General features: G+C 40.9%; 18 protein-coding genes. 12 read left to right on the forward strand and 6 right to left on the reverse strand.

Annotated features, from left to right (window positions below; genetic code table 11):
* Positions 1–183: 183 nt before the first annotated feature.
* Positions 184–858, forward strand: a complete 675-nt coding sequence (locus FUA25_RS09775; protein ID WP_185146688.1) for a class I SAM-dependent methyltransferase — start codon at positions 184–186, stop codon at positions 856–858.
* Here the strand turns inward: FUA25_RS09775 and FUA25_RS09780 are convergent.
* The 5 genes from FUA25_RS09780 to FUA25_RS09800 all read right to left on the reverse strand — a co-directional run bounded on the left by FUA25_RS09780 (position 855) and on the right by FUA25_RS09800 (position 6868).
* A complete protein-coding gene (locus FUA25_RS09780) occupies positions 855–1346 on the reverse strand; it encodes a hypothetical protein (RefSeq protein WP_147756726.1) in 492 nt (163 codons plus the stop codon). The two genes, FUA25_RS09775 and FUA25_RS09780, sit on opposite strands and share 4 nt — an antisense overlap.
* Before the next feature lie 82 nt (positions 1347–1428).
* Positions 1429–2214: a (Fe-S)-binding protein gene (locus tag FUA25_RS09785; protein WP_147756727.1), complete on the reverse strand. Its 786-nt coding sequence runs from the start codon at positions 2212–2214 to the stop codon at positions 1429–1431.
* A gap of 74 nt (positions 2215–2288) precedes the next feature.
* Positions 2289–3620, reverse strand: a complete 1332-nt coding sequence (locus FUA25_RS09790; protein WP_147756728.1) for a (Fe-S)-binding protein — start codon at positions 3618–3620, stop codon at positions 2289–2291.
* A gap of 14 nt (positions 3621–3634) precedes the next feature.
* Positions 3635–4591, reverse strand: a complete 957-nt coding sequence (locus tag FUA25_RS09795) for an MlaD family protein (RefSeq protein ID WP_147756729.1) — start codon at positions 4589–4591, stop codon at positions 3635–3637.
* 123 nt (positions 4592–4714) lie between these two features.
* Entirely contained in the window at positions 4715–6868 is a 2154-nt protein-coding gene (locus FUA25_RS09800) for a peptidylprolyl isomerase (RefSeq protein WP_147756730.1), read from the reverse strand.
* Between the two features lie 231 nt (positions 6869–7099).
* Between FUA25_RS09800 and lon the strand changes: the two genes are divergently transcribed.
* The 10 genes from lon (at position 7100) to FUA25_RS09850 (ending at position 18006) form a co-directional block, all read left to right on the forward strand.
* Positions 7100–9502: an endopeptidase La gene (gene lon / locus FUA25_RS09805; protein WP_185146689.1), complete on the forward strand. Its 2403-nt coding sequence runs from the start codon at positions 7100–7102 to the stop codon at positions 9500–9502.
* Between the two features lie 85 nt (positions 9503–9587).
* The gene (locus tag FUA25_RS09810; RefSeq protein ID WP_147756731.1) at positions 9588–9968 is read left to right on the forward strand and encodes a DoxX family membrane protein; all 381 of its coding nucleotides are present in this window, start codon (positions 9588–9590) and stop codon (positions 9966–9968) included.
* A 186-nt stretch (positions 9969–10154) separates the two neighbouring features.
* Complete coding sequence (locus FUA25_RS09815) at positions 10155–11066, forward strand: DUF4349 domain-containing protein (protein WP_147756732.1); 912 nt, start codon at positions 10155–10157, stop codon at positions 11064–11066.
* Positions 11067–11215: 149 nt separating this feature from the next.
* Positions 11216–12856, forward strand: coding sequence for a glucose-6-phosphate isomerase (pgi, locus tag FUA25_RS09820; protein WP_147756733.1), 1641 nt, complete (start codon positions 11216–11218; stop codon positions 12854–12856).
* 29 nt (positions 12857–12885) lie between these two features.
* Positions 12886–13770 carry a bifunctional 5,10-methylenetetrahydrofolate dehydrogenase/5,10-methenyltetrahydrofolate cyclohydrolase gene (locus tag FUA25_RS09825; RefSeq protein WP_147756734.1) on the forward strand — a complete coding sequence of 295 codons (885 nt, stop codon included), beginning with the start codon at positions 12886–12888 and terminating at the stop codon, positions 13768–13770.
* The gene (locus FUA25_RS09830) at positions 13763–14395 is read left to right on the forward strand and encodes a 7-carboxy-7-deazaguanine synthase QueE (protein ID WP_147756735.1); all 633 of its coding nucleotides are present in this window, start codon (positions 13763–13765) and stop codon (positions 14393–14395) included. The genes FUA25_RS09825 and FUA25_RS09830 overlap by 8 nt, the downstream gene beginning before the upstream one ends.
* A 32-nt stretch (positions 14396–14427) precedes the next feature.
* On the forward strand, positions 14428–15795 hold the full coding sequence (locus FUA25_RS09835) for an exopolysaccharide biosynthesis polyprenyl glycosylphosphotransferase (protein ID WP_147756736.1): 1368 nt from the start codon (positions 14428–14430) through the stop codon (positions 15793–15795).
* A 39-nt stretch (positions 15796–15834) separates the two neighbouring features.
* Positions 15835–16587, forward strand: coding sequence for an MlaE family ABC transporter permease (locus FUA25_RS09840; protein WP_147756737.1), 753 nt, complete (start codon positions 15835–15837; stop codon positions 16585–16587).
* Positions 16587–17405 (forward strand): ABC transporter ATP-binding protein, encoded by an 819-nt coding sequence (locus FUA25_RS09845; RefSeq protein WP_147756738.1) that lies wholly within the window; start codon positions 16587–16589, stop codon positions 17403–17405. Before FUA25_RS09840 ends, FUA25_RS09845 begins: the two co-directional genes overlap by 1 nt.
* A complete protein-coding gene (locus tag FUA25_RS09850) occupies positions 17389–18006 on the forward strand; it encodes an outer membrane beta-barrel protein (RefSeq protein WP_147756739.1) in 618 nt (205 codons plus the stop codon). Before FUA25_RS09845 ends, FUA25_RS09850 begins: the two co-directional genes overlap by 17 nt.
* Positions 18007–18096: 90 nt before the next feature.
* Here FUA25_RS09850 and FUA25_RS09855 read toward each other — a convergent pair whose 3' ends face one another.
* Positions 18097–19782: a DUF6909 family protein gene (locus FUA25_RS09855; protein WP_147756740.1), complete on the reverse strand. Its 1686-nt coding sequence runs from the start codon at positions 19780–19782 to the stop codon at positions 18097–18099.
* 199 nt (positions 19783–19981) lie between these two features.
* Here FUA25_RS09855 and FUA25_RS09860 point away from each other — a divergent pair, with 199 nt between their 5' ends.
* Positions 19982–20578 carry a superoxide dismutase gene (locus tag FUA25_RS09860; protein ID WP_147756741.1) on the forward strand — a complete coding sequence of 199 codons (597 nt, stop codon included), beginning with the start codon at positions 19982–19984 and terminating at the stop codon, positions 20576–20578.
* Positions 20579–20632: the final 54 nt, after the last annotated feature.

A 20632-nucleotide genomic window follows, 5' to 3' on the forward strand; every position in this document is an offset into this window, starting at 1 on the left:
ATCTATTTGTAATATTATCTTTGTTGGAACTTACATTCCCATATCAATATGCAGTCTAAATTTAAAAAATTCCTGTCATTTATTTCCGGTATTTCTCGTCGCCCCAGCTTAATCAATTTGGTGACCAACAGCAATGAGGTATTGAAGAGGAACTTTTTACAAAAATACCCTAATATTTTATTTTTGCCCCAAATAGAAATAAAAGATTTAGCTGATAAGCCGCTAACGGAAAAGATAGAGAGTTTTTTACTCGACGGCAGTTCCCTGATCACAGATCTGCATTTACTCATGACACTAGCCAACAGAGAAAACTGCAGAAGTTATCTTGAAATCGGCACATGGAGGGGCGAAAGTGCCTACAATGTTGCTAAAATCCTTGATGAATGTGTTACCGTAAATCTTTCGGCTCAGGAAATGAAGGAAATGGGCTGGAATCCGAAATATGCAGAACAGCACGGAATCCTCTCCGGAAAAAATCCGGGAATTCAACATTTGGAGGCCAATACAAAAGAGTTTGATTTCAGTTCACTGCAGAAAAAATATGACCTGATCTTTATCGACGGCGACCATTCGTATGAAATGGTCCTAAATGATACCAGAAAAGTCTTTACAGATCTCGTACACGAAAATTCCGTGGTGGTATGGCACGATTATGCGTATAATCCGCAAAAAGTGCGTTATGAAGTGTTTAAAGCTATTTTGGACGGCGTTGGGAAACAAAACCTATCATTCCTTTACCATCCAAAAAATACGATATGCGCAGTTTTCTATAAAGGAGATATACCGTCTTCTGTTTTTGATGAAATGGAAATGCCCACTAAAATATTTGAAATTTCTGTGGAAGAGAAATCCTTTTAATCAACGTAAATTCCGGCCCAGCTTTTTTTCAGGGGCAGCATAAAATCACTTAAAAAAGCGACATACGTGTTTTTTGAAAAGTCAAACACTTCGATATCAGTAGAAATCAGACCCTCTTTCAGGCTTTTTCTGAAATCCTGAAGCTTCATCGTTTTTATTTCACCATTTTCCACGAAGCTGGCTTTCATACGGTCGAAAAGTCCCAGTTCGAATTCCTGATCAATTGCTCTCATCACGCCGCCTAAAGCATCAATAGAACAGCCTGACGCGGCTTCTTTTTCCTCATCTACGCAGACTACGATGAACTGATTCTTTTCAATTTTGAATGAAGAGGAGAGGGGTTTGCCATGTGCAGCCCAGGTGGCGAGAAAATCGTAGAGTTTTTCGGTTATTTTCCGGCTTTCTTTTGGAGTGAACGGGCGAGAAGCCGGGTAAATAATTACGCGGTAATCGCTTGTTTCAACTATAGAGGATTCTTCAATTTTCATTTTAATTAGATTTTAGATACTAGACCCAAGATTCAAGACCGAACATTTAATCTATTGTCTCGGATCTGATATCTGGTGTCTTTTATAAATCGTCTGCTTCCGCTAGAAGCTCAACAATATCCTTAACGGCAACTTCGGTATTTTTATTGAAATGCTTCACACCGTCGGTCATCATGGTATTGCAGAACGGGCAGCCGGTAGCAATGATATTGGGTGATTCAGCCAAAGCCTCCTCGGTTCTTTCCACATTGATGTCTTTATTGCCTTTTTCCGGTTCCTTGAACATCTGTGCGCCTCCGGCTCCGCAACATAAACCGTTGGTTTTGCAGCGTTTCATTTCTACAAGTTCGGCATCAAGTTTTTCCAGGAGCATTCTCGGAGCTTCGTATTCGTCGTTCCCTCTACCAAGATAACAAGGGTCGTGGAAGGTTATTTTTTTTCCCTTGAAACTTCCGCCTTCAATTTTCAGACGCCCTTCTTCCATGAGCTGTTTCAAGAACTGCGTGTGGTGAATGACTTCGTAATTTCCGCCCAAGTTCGGATATTCGTTTTTCAAAGTATTAAAACAGTGCGGACAGGCCGTAACGATTTTTTTTACTTCGTAGGCATTCAGAATTTCGATGTTGGTTAAAGCCATCATCTGGAAGACGAATTCGTTTCCTGCGCGTTTAGCGGGATCTCCGGTGCAGCTTTCTTCAGGTCCTAAAACCGCAAATTCCACATTAATCTTATTCAGTATTTTGCAGAAAGCGCGTGTAATTTTTTTTGCGCGGTCGTCGAAACTGCCGGCGCAGCCTACCCAAAACAGGACTTCGGGAGATTTTCCTTCGGCAGCATAATCTGCCATTGTTTTTATAGTGAAATCCATTTTTATAATTTACCTCATTATCAATGTAACAGTTTATCAAAGGTTTGGCAAATGCTACATTGGCAGATATTACATTAATTTTCCGTTGCCCACTTGAGCCGGTCGGCCTGGTTATACTGCCACGGTGCGGCATTGTTTTCAACGTTCGTCATCATCAGATTGAGTTCCTGCGGCGCTGCGGATTGCTCCATGACCAAGAATCTCCGCATTTCAACAATGATTGACAGCGGATCAATCAGAACCGGACAGGCTTCTACGCATGCGTTGCACGTGGTGCAGGCCCAAAGTTCCTCTCTCTGGATATGGTCATCAAGAAGTTTTTTGCCGTCGTCTACAAATTTTCCGTTTTTATTGATGTTTTGCGCCACTTCTTCAATCCGGTCACGTGTGTCCATCATGATTTTACGAGGAGAAAGCTTTTTGCCGGTAATATTGGCCGGACAAACAGCGGTACATCTTCCGCATTCTGTGCATGAATAGGCGTTGAGCAGCTGAACCTGATTCAGATCAAAAATATCATTTGCCCCGAATTTATCAGGGACCGCGTTAGGATCAGCTTCCGGCGGCGCAGCATAAGGATCGGCATTGGGATCCATCATGAGTTTTATTTCAGCGGTTACAGAAGCCAGATTGTTGAATTTTCCCTTCGGCTGGAGATTCGCAAACCAGGTATTCGGGAAAGCGAGTATAATGTGAAGGTGTTTTGAATAATACAGGTAATTCATGAAGAAGAGAATCCCGATAAAGTGAAACCACCAGGCGCCTCTTTCCATAAATTCGAGTGTCCCTTCACTGAAGTTTTGAAACAAAGGGGAAAAAAGGTTTGATGACACCGGAAAACTTCCGTGTGCCGCTAAAACACCTTTTTGCTGAAGTGCCCAGTCGGACGCATTCATGGTGAAAAAAGCAACCATCAGAGCAAATTCTATAATTAGGATCCAGTTGGCATCGTTTTTTGGCCAACCGAAAAGTTCCTTCATATTGAGCCTCTTTACGCCATAAAAATTTCTACGGATAAAGAAAAGAACCACTGCAATGATTACCAAAGCAGCCAGAATTTCTAAAGTAGCGGTAAAAAACCCGTAAAAAGCATTTCCGAAGATTCCGGCAAGAAAACGGTGCGTTCCGAAGATTCCGTCAACAATGATTTCGAGCAGTTCAATATTGATGATGACAAAACCTACATATACAAAAATGTGTAAAATGCCTGCAATAGGGCGTTTTGTCATTTTGCTCTGTCCCAGAGCGACTTTGCCCATCGTCTTCCATCGTTCTGCGGGCTGGTCGGTCCGGTCGATTTTTTTTCCAAGACGGATGTTCCTGTAAATTTCTTTTAAACTTTTAAAAAAAAGTCCGAAACCCACAATAAGGGCAATGAAGAAAATAATATTGTCAATATATTGCATATTGAAAGAGGTTTTTAGTCTTTAGGCGTGCTGTTTTTCCCGAATACCGAGAAGTTAAGATAGCGTTTCGGGTTGGCTTTTAGATCCAGGATCAGGCTGTTGAGGTTTGAAGAGGATTCATTAAGATTCCGGTACAGTTCCTCATCTTTCGCAAGCTTCCCGAGAGAACCTTCCCCGTTTTGAATTCCTGAAATAACGCCGTTCAGTTTGTCAGCAGTGGTGCTTAACTTATCAATGGTATTATTTAGTTTTTTTACATCCACCTCATCGGCAACTCTTCCATATTTATCAATGGCTGTTTTAGCGCTGATTGTGGCTAAATTGGCATTGTCGAGCATTTTCTGAATCCGGGGATCGTTGTTGGCGATTAAAGCGTTGGTTTGGCGTGAAGTTCCTTCAAAAGCTGCAACAGTGCGGTTTAAATTCGTCAGCAATGCGCGGATTTCTGCTCTGTTTTTTTCGTCAAGAATCTGGTTGGTGCTTGTCATTACCGAATCTACTTTCAACAAAACGCCCTGAAGCTGATCCTTGACAGGCTCTACCTGTTTCGAAATGTTGCTGAGCATGGAAAGTTTATAATTTCCGGACAAAGTATCGCCGTCTTTTGCTTCAGCGCCGCCATAAGCCAGATTGATTCTTATTTCTTTGGCAGACATAATTCCGGGCTCGAAAATCTCAACCGTCGATTTTTTGGCAAATTCAAAATCATTGTCAACAGAAATCTGAACTACAAAATGAATCCTTCCGTCCTTTTGAGTGATCGGGATGATTTTATCAACCTGACCAACCCTTAAACCATTGATCGATACTTTGCTGGAAGGTTCCAGACCTTCAACATTTTCATATTTTGCAAAGAAAATATTATCGGTTGTAAAAAGGCTCTTGCCTTTCATAAACTGAAATAATACGACAAATCCTATGATGGCTATAAGGGCAATACCGCCCGCTTTTATTTCTTTACTGAATTTCACTTTGCTTTTTATTTTAATGAGCAAATATAATACTTTTTAATTCAATACTTTCTCTGCGGAATGGAGTTAAAAAATAAAAGCGACAGATAACTGCCGCTTTTAATAATTTATATGTTTCCTGTGTTACTGCTGGGTCGGACCAACATTCCACACTTCAATTCGGTAATCTTCGATTTTTGAATTGTCCTGAAGACTTTTCATAAACTGCTGACCGAACATCTGCGAATTCTGCTGCGTGATGCCCTGTGCAATCTGCTTGATGTCTCCCGGCTGTTTGTTTACGGTTTCAGATTTTTTCAAAACAACGTATACGCCCGTCATTCCTTCTACAGGATTTGACAATTTGCCTTTAGCAACTCCAAAAGCAGCTCCGGCAACTTTCGGCTCCATAGCTCCTGCTAAAGAAGGATTCAGAAGATTAACCTGCGCAGACTGTTTAACTGTTGCGAATAATTTTGCGATTTGATCAAGACTCGTCGCTTTTGCAGCAGCTATTTTTTCTGAAATCTTTTTGGCAGCCAGCTGGTTTTTCACAATTGGCTCTATCTGGTCTCTTACCGATTCCGGGTCAGCAAGGCCTCTTTCCTGTTTTCCGTTAAGGAAAGCAACAATTTTGTCTCCCGTACCTTCAACAGTAAAGAACTCAGTATCATTTTTCTCTCTTTTTTTATCGAAAGCCCATGAAATGATTTCTTCATCTTTATCGGTTCCTAAGCCTTGCAGTTTTCCGTCGAAACGTTTTACTGATTTAGGGTTTGAGAATGCATAGTTCCCTTTTTTGGCAATATTTACAAAATCATTGAACGATTTTCCCTGAACCTGCTGAATGAATCTTCTCGCGTTTCTGTCAACGGTAGCTTCTGTCTGGTCTGAAGGCTTAATGGTTTTTACAAGGTTGGCAACTTTATAAGTCATTGCACCTGCTTTTTTATCTTCAATATTGATGATGTGGTAACCAAATTGGGTCTCCACAACATCAGTTGCCCCTTTGCCATTGTTTTTCAGGAAGGCAAGAAATTCCGGCACGAAAGGAGTTTCAGGAGTTGTCCAGCCTACGCTTCCGCCCTGCTGCGCAGAACCCGGATCCGATGAATATTTTAAAAATTCTGTAAATCTGCTTGGATCAGCTTTAACAATTGCTCCAATAGAATCTGCAAGTTTTTTTGCTTCTTCCTTACTTCTGGTTTCACTGGCACCGGCCTGGTTTCCTTTGTAAGAAACTAAAATATGTCTCGACAAAGTAGAGTCTGAAGTTTTCTTATCTAAAAGTTTAGAAACCACATAGAAATTTTGTTCTTTATATGGTCCGAAAACCTGCCCAACAGCTGCAGTTGGAACCTGCGCCTGAATGGCTTGTGGCAATTGATTTGGGCTGTAATACTGGTTGTTGAAAGGCATGTCAGAATTCAAAGTAACGAACATCGAGTCGTTCGCGGTATTCTGAAAGTTTTCTTTTCCTTCGCTTGCTTCAGTTCCTTCAGCAAACAGTTTGTTAATTTCTTTCAGCGCTGCAGCATCATCTGCCGCACTTGGCTGTGCCGGAAAATAAACAAGACCTAGATTTCTGCTTGGCTCTGTTTTATACATTACCGGATGCAGGTCGATATAATTTTTCAGATCTTCGGTAGTAACCTTAATTGGATTTTTCTGAAGATAAGTGGTGTAATCCACTTTCACAAAATCGATGTCTGCAAGCTGATCTCTCTGCTTCATCATTTCTTCTGCTTCTTTTTTTCCGGTAGTAATTCCGGTGGAGATATTGGCAAAAACCTGTCTTGCCATCATTCTGTATTCAATGGCTTTCCTGGTCTTCATCCACTGGTTATAGGATTCTGCGTTTCCGCTTTTCTGAAGTTCCTCTACCTGTTTTTTGATTTCCTGAAGTTTGAAATTGCCTTTCTCGTCAAAATTCTGCTTGTTTTGGGCAAACATAGGATCATACTGAAGCTGATTCCAGAACAGATCATCATTCATCTCCATACCCATTTTTTCAAACTGCTGCTGGATGAGTTTCGACTGTACCAACATTTGCCAAGCCTGTTCTTCAAGACCTGTTGATGGTTGACCCTGTTGCTGAGCCTGCTGCTGCATGATGAAGAGTTGATCGTTATATTCTTCTCTTGTAATTTTTTCTCCGTTTACTTTTCCAAGAACATCTGGATTCTTTCCAAATACCTTGTCAATACTTGCCGGATTTACCAAAAACGCCAAAAGCGCAATTGCAATTGCTCCCATCAAAAGCCAAGGACGCTTTCTAATTTCTCCTAAAATTGCCATTTGTATATAATTTTATCAGTTTGCGAAAATACACATTTTTAACAGATTAAGAAAAATTTTAAAGATTTATCTAAAATTATTGTTTAAAATGGAAATTTTGTCTAATTTTTTCCGTGGCATAAAGCTTGCGAAATTAGTAATGCCTTTATTTTAAAGCAATTTTCAAATCGTTTTCTGAGAATTGCCGGTTAACCCTTTAATTAAAATGACAAATTGTCATTCCAAAATATTATGACAGAATTTGAAGACATCAGTTTTGATGAAATTATTAATGACGGTTTCAGCATTGTTGCCGAAGAAATCAATCTTGATGATATGCATCAGTCCTTGAATGATGAGCAGACTGTGTTCCCTATTTTACCCGTAAGAAATATGGTCATGTTTCCAAAAGTTGTAATTCCGATTACAGCAGGCAGAACAATGTCCATTAAACTTCTTGAAGATGCTCAGAACAACAATGAGCTTATCGGTATTCTAAGCCAGAATAATTCAGAAATTGAGAATCCTACTGAAAAGGACCTTTATCAGGTGGGTACTTTAGCGAAAATTATCAAGATTATTAAACTTCCCGAGGGGAATGTGACCGCTATTACAAAAGGTTATCAGCGTTTTAAAATCAAGAATTTTACTGCCTCGAAACCTTATTTTAAAGCAGAAATTACAAAGCTTAAAGACACTTCGACCAAAAAGAAGGAAGAATATATTGCGCTTCTGGAGAACATCAAAGATATGGCGCTGAAAATCATTGAGCTGGATCCGAATATTCCGAATGCCGCCAACTTCGCGGTTAAAAACATGAATGATAATGAGGATCTTCTGAATTTCATCTGCACCAATGCAAATTTCACCTCGTTGGACAAACAGATGCTTCTGGAGGAAAAAAGCCTCTTGGTGCGTGCGGAGAAGTGTTATGAACTGATGCATGAAGATTACCGCAAACTGGATCTGCGGAATCAGATTCATCAGAAAACCAACCGCGAACTTGATAAAAGCCAGCGGGAATATTTTCTGAATCAGCAGATCAGAACAATTCAGGAAGAACTGGGCGGCGGCCCCGAATCGGATGTGGAGGAACTTCTTTTGAAAGCAAAAACCATTAAATGGAATGAAGAAGTGGAAATCCACTTCCAGAAGGAGGTCGGAAGGCTTCAGAGACAGAATCCCAATTCTCCCGATTATAATGTTCAGCGCAATTACCTAGATTTTTTCACCGATCTGCCCTGGGAAACATATTCCAGAGATGTTTTCGACATCAGTAAAGCCGAAAAAGTTCTGGATAAAGCCCACTTTGGTCTGGAAGACATCAAGAAAAGAATTCTAGAACACATGGCGGTTCTGAAACTTAAGAACAATATGAAATCTCCAATTTTATGTCTGGTAGGCCCTCCCGGAGTTGGAAAAACTTCTTTGGGAAAATCAGTTGCGGATGCACTCGGACGGAAATATGTGCGCGTTTCGTTGGGTGGTCTTCACGACGAATCTGAGATCCGCGGACACCGGAAAACCTATATCGGAGCAATGGCTGGAAGGATTTTGCAATCGGTAAAAAAATCCGGGACCTCTAATCCGGTCATCGTTCTGGATGAAATCGATAAAATCGGGCAGGGCGTAAATGGCGACCCGAGTTCTGCATTATTGGAAGTTTTGGATCCTGAACAGAACAGCGCATTTTACGACAACTTTTTGGAAATGGGCTACGATCTTTCGAAAGTCATGTTCATCGCAACCGCAAATTCTCTTACCAATGTTCAGAGACCACTTCTGGACCGTATGGAAATCATTGAAATAGCAGGATACACTCTCGAAGAAAAAGTGGAGATTGCCAAAAGACATTTAATAAAGAAGCAGCAGGAAGAAAACGGTCTGGATTCAAAATCTTTCAGACTCGGAAATCCTGAACTTAAACATATCATTGATGCGCATACCTCCGAAAGCGGCGTTCGAGGTTTGGAAAAACAGATTGCGGCCATTGCAAGATGGGTGGCGCTTCAAACCGCAATGGAAAAAGAATATGATCCAAAGATCACCATTAATAAAGTGGATGAAATCCTTGGGGTTCCGCGGCCGAAAGGTTTATCTGAAATTACAGGCGTTCCCGGAGTGGTAACAGGCTTGGCGTGGACTCAGGTGGGCGGCGATATTCTTTTTATCGAAAGTATTCTGAGTGAGGGAAAAGGAAATCTCACGATGACCGGAAATCTCGGAACGGTGATGAAGGAATCGGCCACAATCGCTTTGGAATACATCAAAGCGAAACACGATGAACTTGGAATTTCAGCTGAGGATATCCAGAAAAAAAACATCCATGTTCACGTTCCGGAAGGAGCAACACCGAAAGACGGCCCATCTGCAGGAATCGCGATGCTCACGTCAATTGTTTCGAGCTTCAAAAATAAAAAAGTGAAATCGCATCTCGCGATGACCGGCGAAATTACCCTGCGCGGAAAAGTGCTTCCGGTTGGCGGAATTAAAGAAAAACTGCTCGCCGCCGCCCGCGCCGGAATCACACACATTATCCTCTGCGAAGCCAACCGCAAAGATGTCGATGAAATCAAGAAAGATTACCTTAAAAATTTAAAAATCAGTTATGTAGAAAGAATGGAAGAAGTGGTTGAACTGGCCATTGAAAAATAAAAATTAATATTTTTTTATACAAGTCCTTCATTTTTTTGAAGGACTTTTTTTATCTTTAGGTTACTAATTTTAAAAAACAAAACTCATGAAAATTGTAAAACTCATTTTATTTACCCTCTTTGGGCTGATGTTTGTGAACGCCGGATTAGACAAATTTTTCCACTACATGCCTATGCCGGCGGATATGCCTGAAGAAATGAAAAAAGTTGGAGCTGCCTTTATGGAGATTCCGTGGCTCATGCCTCTTGTCGGGGCAATGGAACTCACAGGCGGCCTGCTTGCTATTTATCCGAAGACCAGAACTTTAGGTGCAATTGTCCTTCTGCCAATTATGGTGGGGATTTTAGCTCAAAATTTCACAGTAGCTCCCTCAGGCGCCGGGATCGGTATAGCAATGGTGCTTTTTATCATCGACCTTTGGATTTTGTTCGATAACAAGCAAAAACTCAATGCAATTTTTAGCTGAAAAAGATTTTTGATGTTGTTTTTGCCAGTATTCCTGAAATTTTTTCAGGAATATTTTTTTACAAAATTTTGAAATTCAACAGGTTGCATTGCAAATTCACTTTACAGAAAACTTAAAAGTCCTTTACAAAAGTTACAGAAGATTCATGCGGAAATTTGATTCAACAAATCCATAAAAATTTACGTTATGAAAAATTTAAATTCAAAAGCAGTATTGGGCTTCCTGATCCTTACTACAGTTTTTTCCTGTAAAAAAGGGGAGTATGCGGGGACCGCTTCGGAAAATTTTTTGGCTGCCGATAGTGCCGTCTCCGTTTCAGACAGTATCTCTTCAGTTGCAACGATGCAGGTGAAAGACAAACAGTTCATTAAAACAGCCGATGTGAGTATGGAAGTGAAGGATGTGTATGATGCCACTGTAGCCATTGAAAAATCGCTTCAGGAACTGGGAGGATTTGTGACCTCTAGCCGGCTGAATTCGCAGATCATGTCTGAAGAAACCTTTAGCACTTCCGACGAAAATGCGGTGCTGGTTCGGAAATTCCAGACCGAAAATTCGATGCAGGTTCGGGTTCCGACTGAAAAACTCGGAGCACTGCTACAGTTCATCAATGATAGGAAGATATTTCTGAATTCGAGGGTGATCCTGGCTGAAGATGTGACTTCCAACATCAAACTGGCTGAACTGGAAAGCCAAAGGACCGCAAAAACGCAGGAAAACATCTCTAAAATTAAAACCAACGCGCAAAAGGTTGAATTGAGCGACCAAAACATGAGCGAAGGAAACTACCAAAAAGTGGCAGGTTTGGAGATGACAGACCAGTTAAAATACAGCACGGTTGACATTCATTTGAAGGAGCCCGCATTAAGAACCGCTGAAATCGCTGTTACGAACACTGTGAATATGGACAATAAATACAAATTCAATTTTCTGTATGACTTGAAAAATGCAACGGTTGAAGGTTTTAATCTGATCCAGAAAATAATCATCGGCCTGGCTTCCATTTGGCCGCTTTTGCTGATTGCCGGATTTCTTTTCTATTTTTTAAGAAAGAGAAAACAGGCTGTAAAATTTCATGAAATAAGTAAGCAGAAGTAGTTTTCTGCAAGTTTCAATATCTACACGTTGATTCTGCATATTTAGAAAACTTCATATGACTTCAGCCTCCGGAATTTTCCGGAGGTTTTATTTTTGCGTAAATTTGCAACCTCAAAACAGTCTTTTCCTGGCTGAATTAAAAGAATGTTATGCTGCCAAAAATAAACCCTACCCAAACCAACGCCTGGAAGGCCCTGAAGGCCCATTTTTCGCAGAATGATTTTGAGCTGCGTTCCCTTTTTCAATACAATTCCGACCGATTCAGTCAGTTTTCTGTGAAAAGAAAAGATTATCTTTTTGATTTTTCTAAAAATCTGATTGATGATAAAACGTTTGGATTACTCCAGAATTTAGCGGTTGAATGCGGCGTGCGACCTGCCATCGAAGCCATGTTTTCAGGAGAAAAGATCAATGAAACGGAAGACAGGGCGGTGCTTCACACGGCTTTACGGGATTTTTCGGACCGTGAAATTCTTGTGGACGAAGAAAACATCAAACCAGCCATCAAAAAAGTGCTGGGTCAGATGAAAGCCTTCTCCGAAAAAGTGATTTCGGGACAGCATAAAGGGTTTTCGGGCCAAGAAATTACCGATGTTGTGAACATCGGCATCGGCGGATCTGATCTGGGACCTGTCATGGTCTGTTCTGCGTTGAAACATTTCAAAACCCGACTGAATGTCCATTTCGTTTCGAATGTCGACGGAAACCATATCGCTGAAACGTTGAAAAATCTGAACCCTGAAACGACGCTTTTCATCATCGCTTCAAAAACATTCACGACTCAGGAAACCATGACCAATGCAGAATCTGCAAAATCCTGGTTCCTGAAAAACGGCAAACAGGAAGAGGTGGCGAAACATTTCGTAGCACTTTCGACGAATACCGAAGCGGTGAAGAAATTCGGAATTGCTGAAGAGAATATTTTTGAATTCTGGGACTGGGTTGGCGGAAGATATTCGCTTTGGAGCGCAATAGGGCTGAGCATTGTTCTGTCCGTTGGCTACGATAATTTCGAACAGCTGCTGAAAGGGGCACATGAGACCGATATACATTTCCGAACTGCGGATTTCACGGAAAATGTTCCCGTTTTAATGGCACTTCTGGGAATCTGGTACCGAAATTTCTATGAAGCCGGAACGTATGCAGTTTTACCCTACTCACAATACCTCGACCGTTTTCCCGCCTATCTGCAGCAGGGTGATATGGAAAGCAACGGAAAATGTGCAGACCGAAACGGAAATTTTGTAGAATATGAAACCGGTCCTGTAATTTGGGGAGAACCCGGAACCAATGGTCAGCACGCATTTTATCAGTTGATCCATCAGGGGACAGAACTCATTCCCGCGGATTTTATCGCTTTTGTGAAGTCGCCGAATCAGATTTCGGATCATCAGGAAAAATTACTGGCCAATTTCTTTGCGCAGACCGAAGCTCTGGCATTCGGCAAAACCCCTGTGGAAGCACGCGAAGAACTGGTACAGTCCGGGAAATCGGAAGAAGAAGTAAAACGCCTCTGCAACTTCAAGGTTTTTCACGGAAATACCCCTACAAATTCTCTTTTAATCAATGAATTGACTCCATTTACGTTGGGGCAGCTGATTGCACTTTATGAACATAAAATTTTTGTGCAGGGCATCATCTGGAATGTTTTCAGCTTTGACCAGTTTGGGGTTGAACTCGGTAAAGTTTTGGCAGGTAAAATTCTGCCGGAACTTGAAACAAGCGGAAAAGTAAAGTCACATGATTCTTCCACCAACGGTTTGATGAACTATTTTAAAGAGAATCAGTAAATTTGCAAATAATCTAAAGTAAAAATAAAATGGCAAGAATTCTGGACGGGCTGAAAGTTTCAAAAGAAATCAAAAAAGAAATCAGGGCAGACGTAGATAAAATTCTGGAAGGAAACAGGAGGCCGCCTCATTTGGTAGCGATTTTAGTGGGCAGCAACGGCGCAAGTATGTCGTATGTCAACAACAAAATCCGCGACTGTAAAGAAGTAGGTTTCAGATCTTCTTTGGTGAAATTTCCGAACACCGTTTCTGAGTCTGAGCTTCTGGAAAAAATTGATGAACTGAACAGGTCGAAAGAGGTAGATGGGTTTATTGTTCAGCTGCCTTTGCCTAAACAGATCGATCAGGAAAAAATCATCATGGCCATTGACCCCAGAAAGGATGTAGATGGTTTTCACCCCGAAAATTTCGGAAAAATGGCGCTGGAAATGGACACGTTCCTTCCGGCAACCCCTTTCGGAATCCTGACTCTTTTGGAAAGATACCAGATCGATACGAAAGGAAAACACTGTGTGATCATCGGCAGAAGCCGCATCGTAGGAAAACCGATGAGCATTCTGATGGGAAGAAAAGATTTTCCCGGCAATTCTACAGTGACGCTCACGCATTCCTACACTCCGCATATTGAAGAATTTACAAAAAATGCCGACATTGTGATCACGGCTTTGGGCGATCCGAATTTCCTGAAAGGCGATATGATTAAAAAGGGCGCCATTGTGATTGATGTGGGAATTACGAGAATTGAGGACCAGTCCGAAAAAGGATATAAATTGGTAGGCGATGTAGATTTTGAAAGCTGCAGCGAAAAAGCGGAAGCCATTACCCCGGTTCCGGGCGGAGTGGGTCCGATGACTCGGGCAATGCTTATGAAAAACACAATTTTAGCCTATAAAACTTCAGTATATAATGACTAAAGAAGAAGAAAATATTTTATTGCAACAAGGTAAAATGCTCCCGGTGATGGAGCATTTTTACACTTTGCAGGGCGAAGGTGCACACACCGGAAGAGCCGCGTACTTCATCCGTCTTGGCGGCTGTGATGTCGGCTGTCATTGGTGCGATGTGAAGGAAAGCTGGGATCCCAATCTTCATCCGCTGATGGATGCTGTGGAAATCGCTGAAACTGCCGCAAAATCCTGTAAAACAGTGGTATTGACCGGTGGAGAACCGCTGATGTGGAACCTCAACATTTTAACCTCGAAACTGAAGGAACTCGGTTGCCAGATTCACATTGAGACTTCAGGAGCATACGAAATGAGCGGAATTCTGGACTGGATCACCCTTTCTCCAAAGAAAACCGGTCTGCCGAAAGAATCTATTTATTCAAAAGCCAGCGAACTGAAGGTCATTGTCTTCAATAACAATGATTTAAAATTTGCTGAGGAACAGGCAGCGAAGGTTTCAGAAAACTGTAAGCTTTATCTGCAGAGCGAGTGGAGTAAAAGAGACGAAATTTATCCGAAAATCACCGATTTTATATTGGCAAATCCAAAATGGCAGGCCTCTGTGCAGACCCATAAATATTTGAATATTCCTTAAATTGTGCTACATTAGCTTTCATAAATTTTTTTATGCAAAGAATCCGCTATTCCCGGTATTTCAAATCACTTTTCATTCTTCTTGATGTCTTGATTGTTGCGGGAGTTCTGGTGTTTTATTTTTCCCGGAATCACGGACTGAAACTGGAGCAAGAACAGTGGGAGCAAAATGCGATTTCACTTATTTTACTTATTTTTTTCTGGATTCTTTTAAGCGGTCGCACCAAACTCTACAGCATTCCGCGGAACCTGACTTATACATTGTATGTTGAAAGGCTACTTACCCATATTCTGATTTTTATTTTTGGTCTGATTCTTTTCGCAAAGGTTAGTGATAATGAATTTCTGAAGCAGGATCGCTATATTATAGCCCTTTCACTTTTTCTGGTCTTGAGTTTACTGAAATCCTTTATTTTCTTTTCTTTAAAGTACATCAGAAGTCGTGGTTTAAATTACCGGAACGTGATGTTTTTGCAGGAAAACCAGTCTGCCGAAATTCTGAAGAATATATTGACAGAAAGGAAAGATTACGGTTTCCGGATTTTTAATTATCCAAATAAAGAGTTCACCATTAACGAACTAATTGCTTTCTGGAAAGATAATGGGATTCACACGCTTTTTTTACCCACCGAAACAAGTTTGGATGCGACTTTCGAAAATGAGATTTTTCAGGCGGCAGAGATTCATAAAGTAAGACTCTCTTTGATTCCCAACTTCATCCAGAATAATTTTTTTTCATTTGATCTGGGTTATATCGAAACACAGCCGGTCCTGACCCAAACCAAATATCCACTTGATTTTTTCACGAATTATATTTTAAAAAGAGGATTCGATATGTTTTTTTCGGCGCTGATTTTGATCGGAGTTTGCAGCTGGCTTTTTCCGCTTATAGCATTGCTCATTAAAATGGACAGCAAAGGGCCTGTGTTGTTTGTGCAGAATAGATATGGCTATCACGATGAGATTTTCAGGTGCTTTAAATTCAGAACCATGGTTGTGAATGACCACTCATCAACCCAAACCACTTTGGAAAATGACGTGAGGATTACCAAAATAGGAAAAATCTTAAGGAAAACGAGTCTTGATGAAATGCCTCAGTTCATCAATGTTTTAATGGGAGAAATGTCAGTTGTAGGACCAAGGCCGCACATGCTTCTTGTGGATGAATTTTACAAACCAAAAATCGGACGTTACACCTTACGGAGTTTTGTAAAACCGGGCATTACCGGATTGGCTCAGGTAAACGGTTTGCGGGGCGATCATGGAGACATGAAAATTCAGATGCACAAACGGATTCTGGCCGATACATTTTATGTGAGAAACTGGACTTTCGTGCTGGATTTTGTCATTATCATGAAAACCTTTTTTCTGTTAATCGGCGGAGACAATAACGCAAAATAAATAGAAAACAATAATTAAAAAAAAGACTAATTTAGCAGAATGTTAAAAGAACTTTTTACCCGAATAGGGGAGTATATTATTCTCCTGGGTAAGATCATAAAAAGACCCCAGAAAGTTTCAGTGTTTTTAAAAATGCTGATGCGGGAAATCAATGATTTGGGCGTAAATTCCTTCGGATTGGTAATATTTACCTCAATTTTCGTAGGCGCTGTAGTGGCCATTCAAATGTTTAACAACTTCAAGGCATCGTCCTTTCCGATTCCCACTTCGTTTGTGGGTTATGCGACAAAAGCAGTGCTTGTCTTGGAATTCTCACCCACCATCATCAGTCTGATTCTGGCCGGAAAAGTGGGTTCCTACATTGCTTCGAGCATTGGAACGATGAGGGTTACCGAACAAATTGATGCACTGGATATAATGGGCGTAAATTCGCCGAATTTTTTAATCTTGCCAAAAATCATTGCCTGTTTAATTTTCAATCCTTTGCTTATCGCCATCAGTATTGTTTTCGGAATCGGAGGAGGTTATCTGGCCGGAATGCTTACCGGAAGCTGGTCGAAGGCCGATTACATCAACGGTATCCAAATGTTTATGCCGAATCTTTTCGTGATTTATGCCTTTGCCAAAACCATTGTTTTTGCATTTCTGATTGCTTCGATACCCGCATATTTCGGTTATAACGTTAAAGGCGGATCACTGGAAGTGGGTAGGGCTTCTACTCAGGCCGTGGTTTGGACGATGGTTTTCATTATTCTGTCTGAACTAATATTAACCCAACTAATTTTAAGCTGATGATTGAGGTAAAAGATTTAAGAAAAAGCTTTGATGAGGTTGAGGTATTAAAAGGCATCACAACTACTTTGGAATCGGGGAAAGTCAATCTGATTATCGGACAAAGTGGTTCGGGAAAAACCGTTTTCGTTAAAAGTCTCCTAAATGTTTACCAACCCACTTCAGGAGAAATTCTTTTTGACGGCCGCGACATTAATAAAATGGGGCGTGACGAAAAGCAGACACTCCGTGCAGAAATTGGGATGGTTTTTCAGGGAAGTGCGCTTTTTGATTCAATGACGGTGGAAGAAAACATTATGTTTCCACTGGATATGTTTACCAACCTCACGTTTCGGGAGAAAAAGAGAAGGGTTTTCGATGTTGTAGGAAGAGTTCACCTGGATAAAGCGAACCGAAAATTCCCGTCAGAACTTTCGGGTGGGATGCAGAAGAGGGTCGCAATCGCGCGTGCCATCGTAAACAATCCAAAATACCTGTTCTGTGATGAACCCAATTCGGGTCTGGATCCTTATACGGCCAATATTATTGATGATCTGCTGCTGGAAATAACCCAGGAATACAACACCACCACGATCATCAATACTCATGATATGAATTCAGTAATGACCATTGGCGAAAAAATTGTCTATTTGCGGATGGGAATCAAGGAATGGGAAGGAAATAAGGATATCCTGATTAATGCCGGCAATAAAAACCTTATCGATTTCGTTTATTCTTCGGAATTGTTTAAGGAATTAAGAGAATATTTTCTCGAGACCAACAAAACATCTATTGATAATATTATAACTAAACCCCCAGAAAATGATAAAACTTTTTAGCGCGCTTTTCATAGGACTCTCCGTCTTTTCAACTGCGCAGATTTCGGTGGCCGCAAAGGCAAATTTACTGTTCCCAACCAGTTCTTCTTCATGGAAAAACATTTCCGCTTCAGCAGTTGAAGCTTATGATAAGGACGGAAAGAATAATGTAGGTTTCAACGCAGGGTTGTCTGTGAAGATGAATATCCTCAGTTCTCTTTTCATCATGCCCGAAATTTACTACACGACTTTCAAGAATGAATTTACAGATCCGGTGAGTAACACAAAATTCGAAGCAAAAAGCAACAGAGTTGATGTTCCGGTATTGGTAGGATACAAAGTGCTTGGCGATAATCTGGGTCTCTTTATCGGCCCGGTTGCCTCTTACAATCTTGCAGGAGATGACCAGTTCAATGATTTCAAGGAAAATGCCCTGAAAGAATTTACTGTAGGTTTTCAGTTCGGTGCGCAGCTTCAGATCAAGGATTTTATCGTAAACGGAAGATATGAAGGCGCGTTCAGCAATGACCAGCGTGATTTCATCAACAAAAACACAAATCAGACGATCCGATACGACAGTCGCCCGAGTTTATTTATTGTTGGAGCTGGATATCAGTTCTAAAGATCAGAAATTCAGATATAAAAAAAGTTTATTGAAGCGATTCAATAAACTTTTCTATTTTGGTCCGAATCCTATTCCAGATTTTTCTCTCTATTTTTCAGCGGCAACTTTCGCGCTTCCTAAAATCTTTTCCAGAATTTTAAGGGTGATGAGGTAGGTTGGTTTTACTCCTGTCAGTCCAAGTCCGCCCGATGATAGGGTTGAGCCTGTTTCCAGGGGGTTATCAGACGCGTAATACGCATAACACACAAACAGGTCCTGGGAAATATGATGGCGGATTTTAGAAGCCACCTGAATCGCTTTCTGATAATGAGCGCCTTCCATTTCCAGCCCTATTGCTTTCCATGAGGTATCCATGAAATATTTGAGGATGTCCTTGTTCTGGAGTGAAGTTCCGAGCACCGTAATCATGGCGCCTTCGTAGGATTTCAGTTCTTCATCTTCAAAATCAGACAGTTTCAGTGCATTTTCAAAGGAGTAATTATCAGCAGTTCCTTCAAAAATGTGGGAGGTTGGGATCATGATGTCACCTTTTCCGCCTGTTAAAATACCGGCTTTTCCCATAATGGAAACCGATTTCACCTTCATGGTATAAATTTCACCGTTGAAATCATACGGTCGCAGCAGTTCATCCATCACTTCATAAGCCTGTTCGCCAAAAGCATAGTCGAAAACCATGATCACATCATCTCCGGAGTACTTTATACCCGCAAATGGCGTATTTTTCAAATCGGTTTTGGATAAATCGATGATCTGCACATCAATATTGCTGCCGCTTTGGTCGTCAATGTAAATCAGACCGGCATTTTGGGAATGTTCGAGTACTTTTTCCTGAAGGGCCTTTTTATTTGAAATATCCTGATACAGTTTGTAATCTACAGTTTTCGTGGTTTTCTTGCCGAGCGCGTCGTTGGCATACAGCATGTTTTTCACCGAATGCATGTTGGCTGAAATAATATGCAAAGGCCGCATGTGGAGATTGTTCTCTGCAAGTACCTCTTTTACTTTATTTGCCCATTTTTCTCCGAAAAAGTGATGTCCAACCCTTTCGCGAAGGATGGCGGAGAAATGAACTTCGCGTTCGCGGATCTTTTTAAAATCGTTAAAACTTTCGTTTCCGAGATAGTAAATAATCTTGAAAAGCCGGTCCGGATTTCCATCGTCACCAAAAGAGTTATATGCATTTAGGGTTTCATCGAAAGTCCTTCCTAAAAGGGATGAAAGGTGAATCAAGGCTACTTCTTTTTCCTTACGGCTGAACTGTTTTTCCCCTTTTGCCACTTCTTCAATGATTTTCCAGGCGCGTGTAGGTCGGTCGTTTTCATCGGTGATGAACGCCAGATTGCGGATTTTGTCAGCTTCAATGTAAAGAAAGGTGAGGTGGGTCAGGATATCATAGATTTCCGAACGGCCAAGCAGCACTTCAATGTTCATCTGGTGCTCATCGATTCTGTAGCAGTTTCTCCGTCTTTTTTTCGGCACAATTACTTCAAAACTTCCTTTTTCGAAACCTTCATCGGATGTGAGATGGATGAAAGAGCATTCTTCAATGCCTTCCGGAAGCCTGTCGAGGACATAAAGGAGCCCGTCCAGTTCAATTTTATTGGCGACACCCATTGTTCCGTAAATTTCAGGATTAATGGTCGTAAGCAGTGTTCTTAAACTTTCTCCGGAGATACCCGACGGTTTAAAAAAACCGCGATAGAAGAGATGACGCATGGAAACATACAGCCTTTCGATGGCTTCGGTGGTTTCTCTGGCCCTTGAATTTACCATAGATTATCTTTTGGCAAAGATAATACATCTGTTTGAAATCTGATTAAACGGTAAATGAAGAAATTGTGTACTTGCAACTTTGTTTTCAATGTAATATAGAAAAAAGCAGTGTTAAAGATATATTAAAGTGATTCATACAGTTTGTATCTACCATTAAAATTGAGTAAATTTGAATCATAACATTTAAAATCAATAAATTATGTCATTTGAATTACCACAATTAAACTATGCTTATGACGCATTGGAACCAGCCATTGATGCAAGAACAATGGAAATTCACCATACAAAACACCATCAAGCATATATTGATAACTTAAACAAAGCCATTGCAGGGACAGATCTGGAAGGGAAAACCATCGAAGAAATCTGCAAAACGGGAACCGATAAACCGGCAGTCCGCAACAACGGCGGCGGCCATTTTAACCACACTCTTTTCTGGGAAATCCTAACTCCTGGCGGAAGCAAAGAACCGGTAGGAAATGTAAAAACTGCTATTGAGGCTTTTGGAGGTTTCGAGAAATTTAAAACTGATTTTTCTGAAGCGGCTAAAACCAGATTCGGTTCTGGCTGGGCCTGGCTGTGTAAGAAAGACGACGGCTCAGTTTCCGTTTGTTCTACTCCGAATCAGGACAATCCATTGATGCCTGTTTCAGAATGCAAAGGAGTTCCTGTATTAGGACTCGATGTTTGGGAACATGCTTATTATTTAAATTACCAGAATAAAAGACCCGATTATGTTGCTGCATTTTTCGACCTGATCAATTGGGATAAAGTAGAAGAGAAGTTCAATAAATAAGAAACAAATAATATCTATTAAAACAAAAGGTTCAGCATCGCTGAACCTTTTGTT

Source organism: Chryseobacterium sp. (assembly GCF_008014695.1).
In the GTDB taxonomy this organism is placed as follows: Bacteria; Bacteroidota; Bacteroidia; order Flavobacteriales; family Weeksellaceae; genus Kaistella.

What these genes read in the sequence shown, in the direction of transcription:
- FUA25_RS09780 (WP_147756726.1), bottom strand. Translation starts at nt 1,346, where the DNA reads ATGAAAATTGAAGAATCCTCTATAGTTGAAACAAGCGATTACCGCGTA.
- FUA25_RS09785 (WP_147756727.1), bottom strand. Translation starts at nt 2,214, where the DNA reads ATGGATTTCACTATAAAAACAATGGCAGATTATGCTGCCGAAGGAAAA.
- FUA25_RS09790 (WP_147756728.1), bottom strand. Translation starts at nt 3,620, where the DNA reads ATGCAATATATTGACAATATTATTTTCTTCATTGCCCTTATTGTGGGT.
- FUA25_RS09800 (WP_147756730.1), bottom strand. Translation starts at nt 6,868, where the DNA reads ATGGCAATTTTAGGAGAAATTAGAAAGCGTCCTTGGCTTTTGATGGGA.
- lon (WP_185146689.1), top strand. Translation starts at nt 7,100, where the DNA reads ATGACAGAATTTGAAGACATCAGTTTTGATGAAATTATTAATGACGGT.
- FUA25_RS09810 (WP_147756731.1), top strand. Translation starts at nt 9,588, where the DNA reads ATGAAAATTGTAAAACTCATTTTATTTACCCTCTTTGGGCTGATGTTT.
- FUA25_RS09815 (WP_147756732.1), top strand. Translation starts at nt 10,155, where the DNA reads ATGAAAAATTTAAATTCAAAAGCAGTATTGGGCTTCCTGATCCTTACT.
- pgi (WP_147756733.1), top strand. Translation starts at nt 11,216, where the DNA reads ATGCTGCCAAAAATAAACCCTACCCAAACCAACGCCTGGAAGGCCCTG.
- FUA25_RS09825 (WP_147756734.1), top strand. Translation starts at nt 12,886, where the DNA reads ATGGCAAGAATTCTGGACGGGCTGAAAGTTTCAAAAGAAATCAAAAAA.
- FUA25_RS09830 (WP_147756735.1), top strand. Translation starts at nt 13,763, where the DNA reads ATGACTAAAGAAGAAGAAAATATTTTATTGCAACAAGGTAAAATGCTC.
- FUA25_RS09835 (WP_147756736.1), top strand. Translation starts at nt 14,428, where the DNA reads ATGCAAAGAATCCGCTATTCCCGGTATTTCAAATCACTTTTCATTCTT.
- FUA25_RS09840 (WP_147756737.1), top strand. Translation starts at nt 15,835, where the DNA reads ATGTTAAAAGAACTTTTTACCCGAATAGGGGAGTATATTATTCTCCTG.
- FUA25_RS09845 (WP_147756738.1), top strand. Translation starts at nt 16,587, where the DNA reads ATGATTGAGGTAAAAGATTTAAGAAAAAGCTTTGATGAGGTTGAGGTA.
- FUA25_RS09850 (WP_147756739.1), top strand. Translation starts at nt 17,389, where the DNA reads ATGATAAAACTTTTTAGCGCGCTTTTCATAGGACTCTCCGTCTTTTCA.
- FUA25_RS09855 (WP_147756740.1), bottom strand. Translation starts at nt 19,782, where the DNA reads ATGGTAAATTCAAGGGCCAGAGAAACCACCGAAGCCATCGAAAGGCTG.
- FUA25_RS09860 (WP_147756741.1), top strand. Translation starts at nt 19,982, where the DNA reads ATGTCATTTGAATTACCACAATTAAACTATGCTTATGACGCATTGGAA.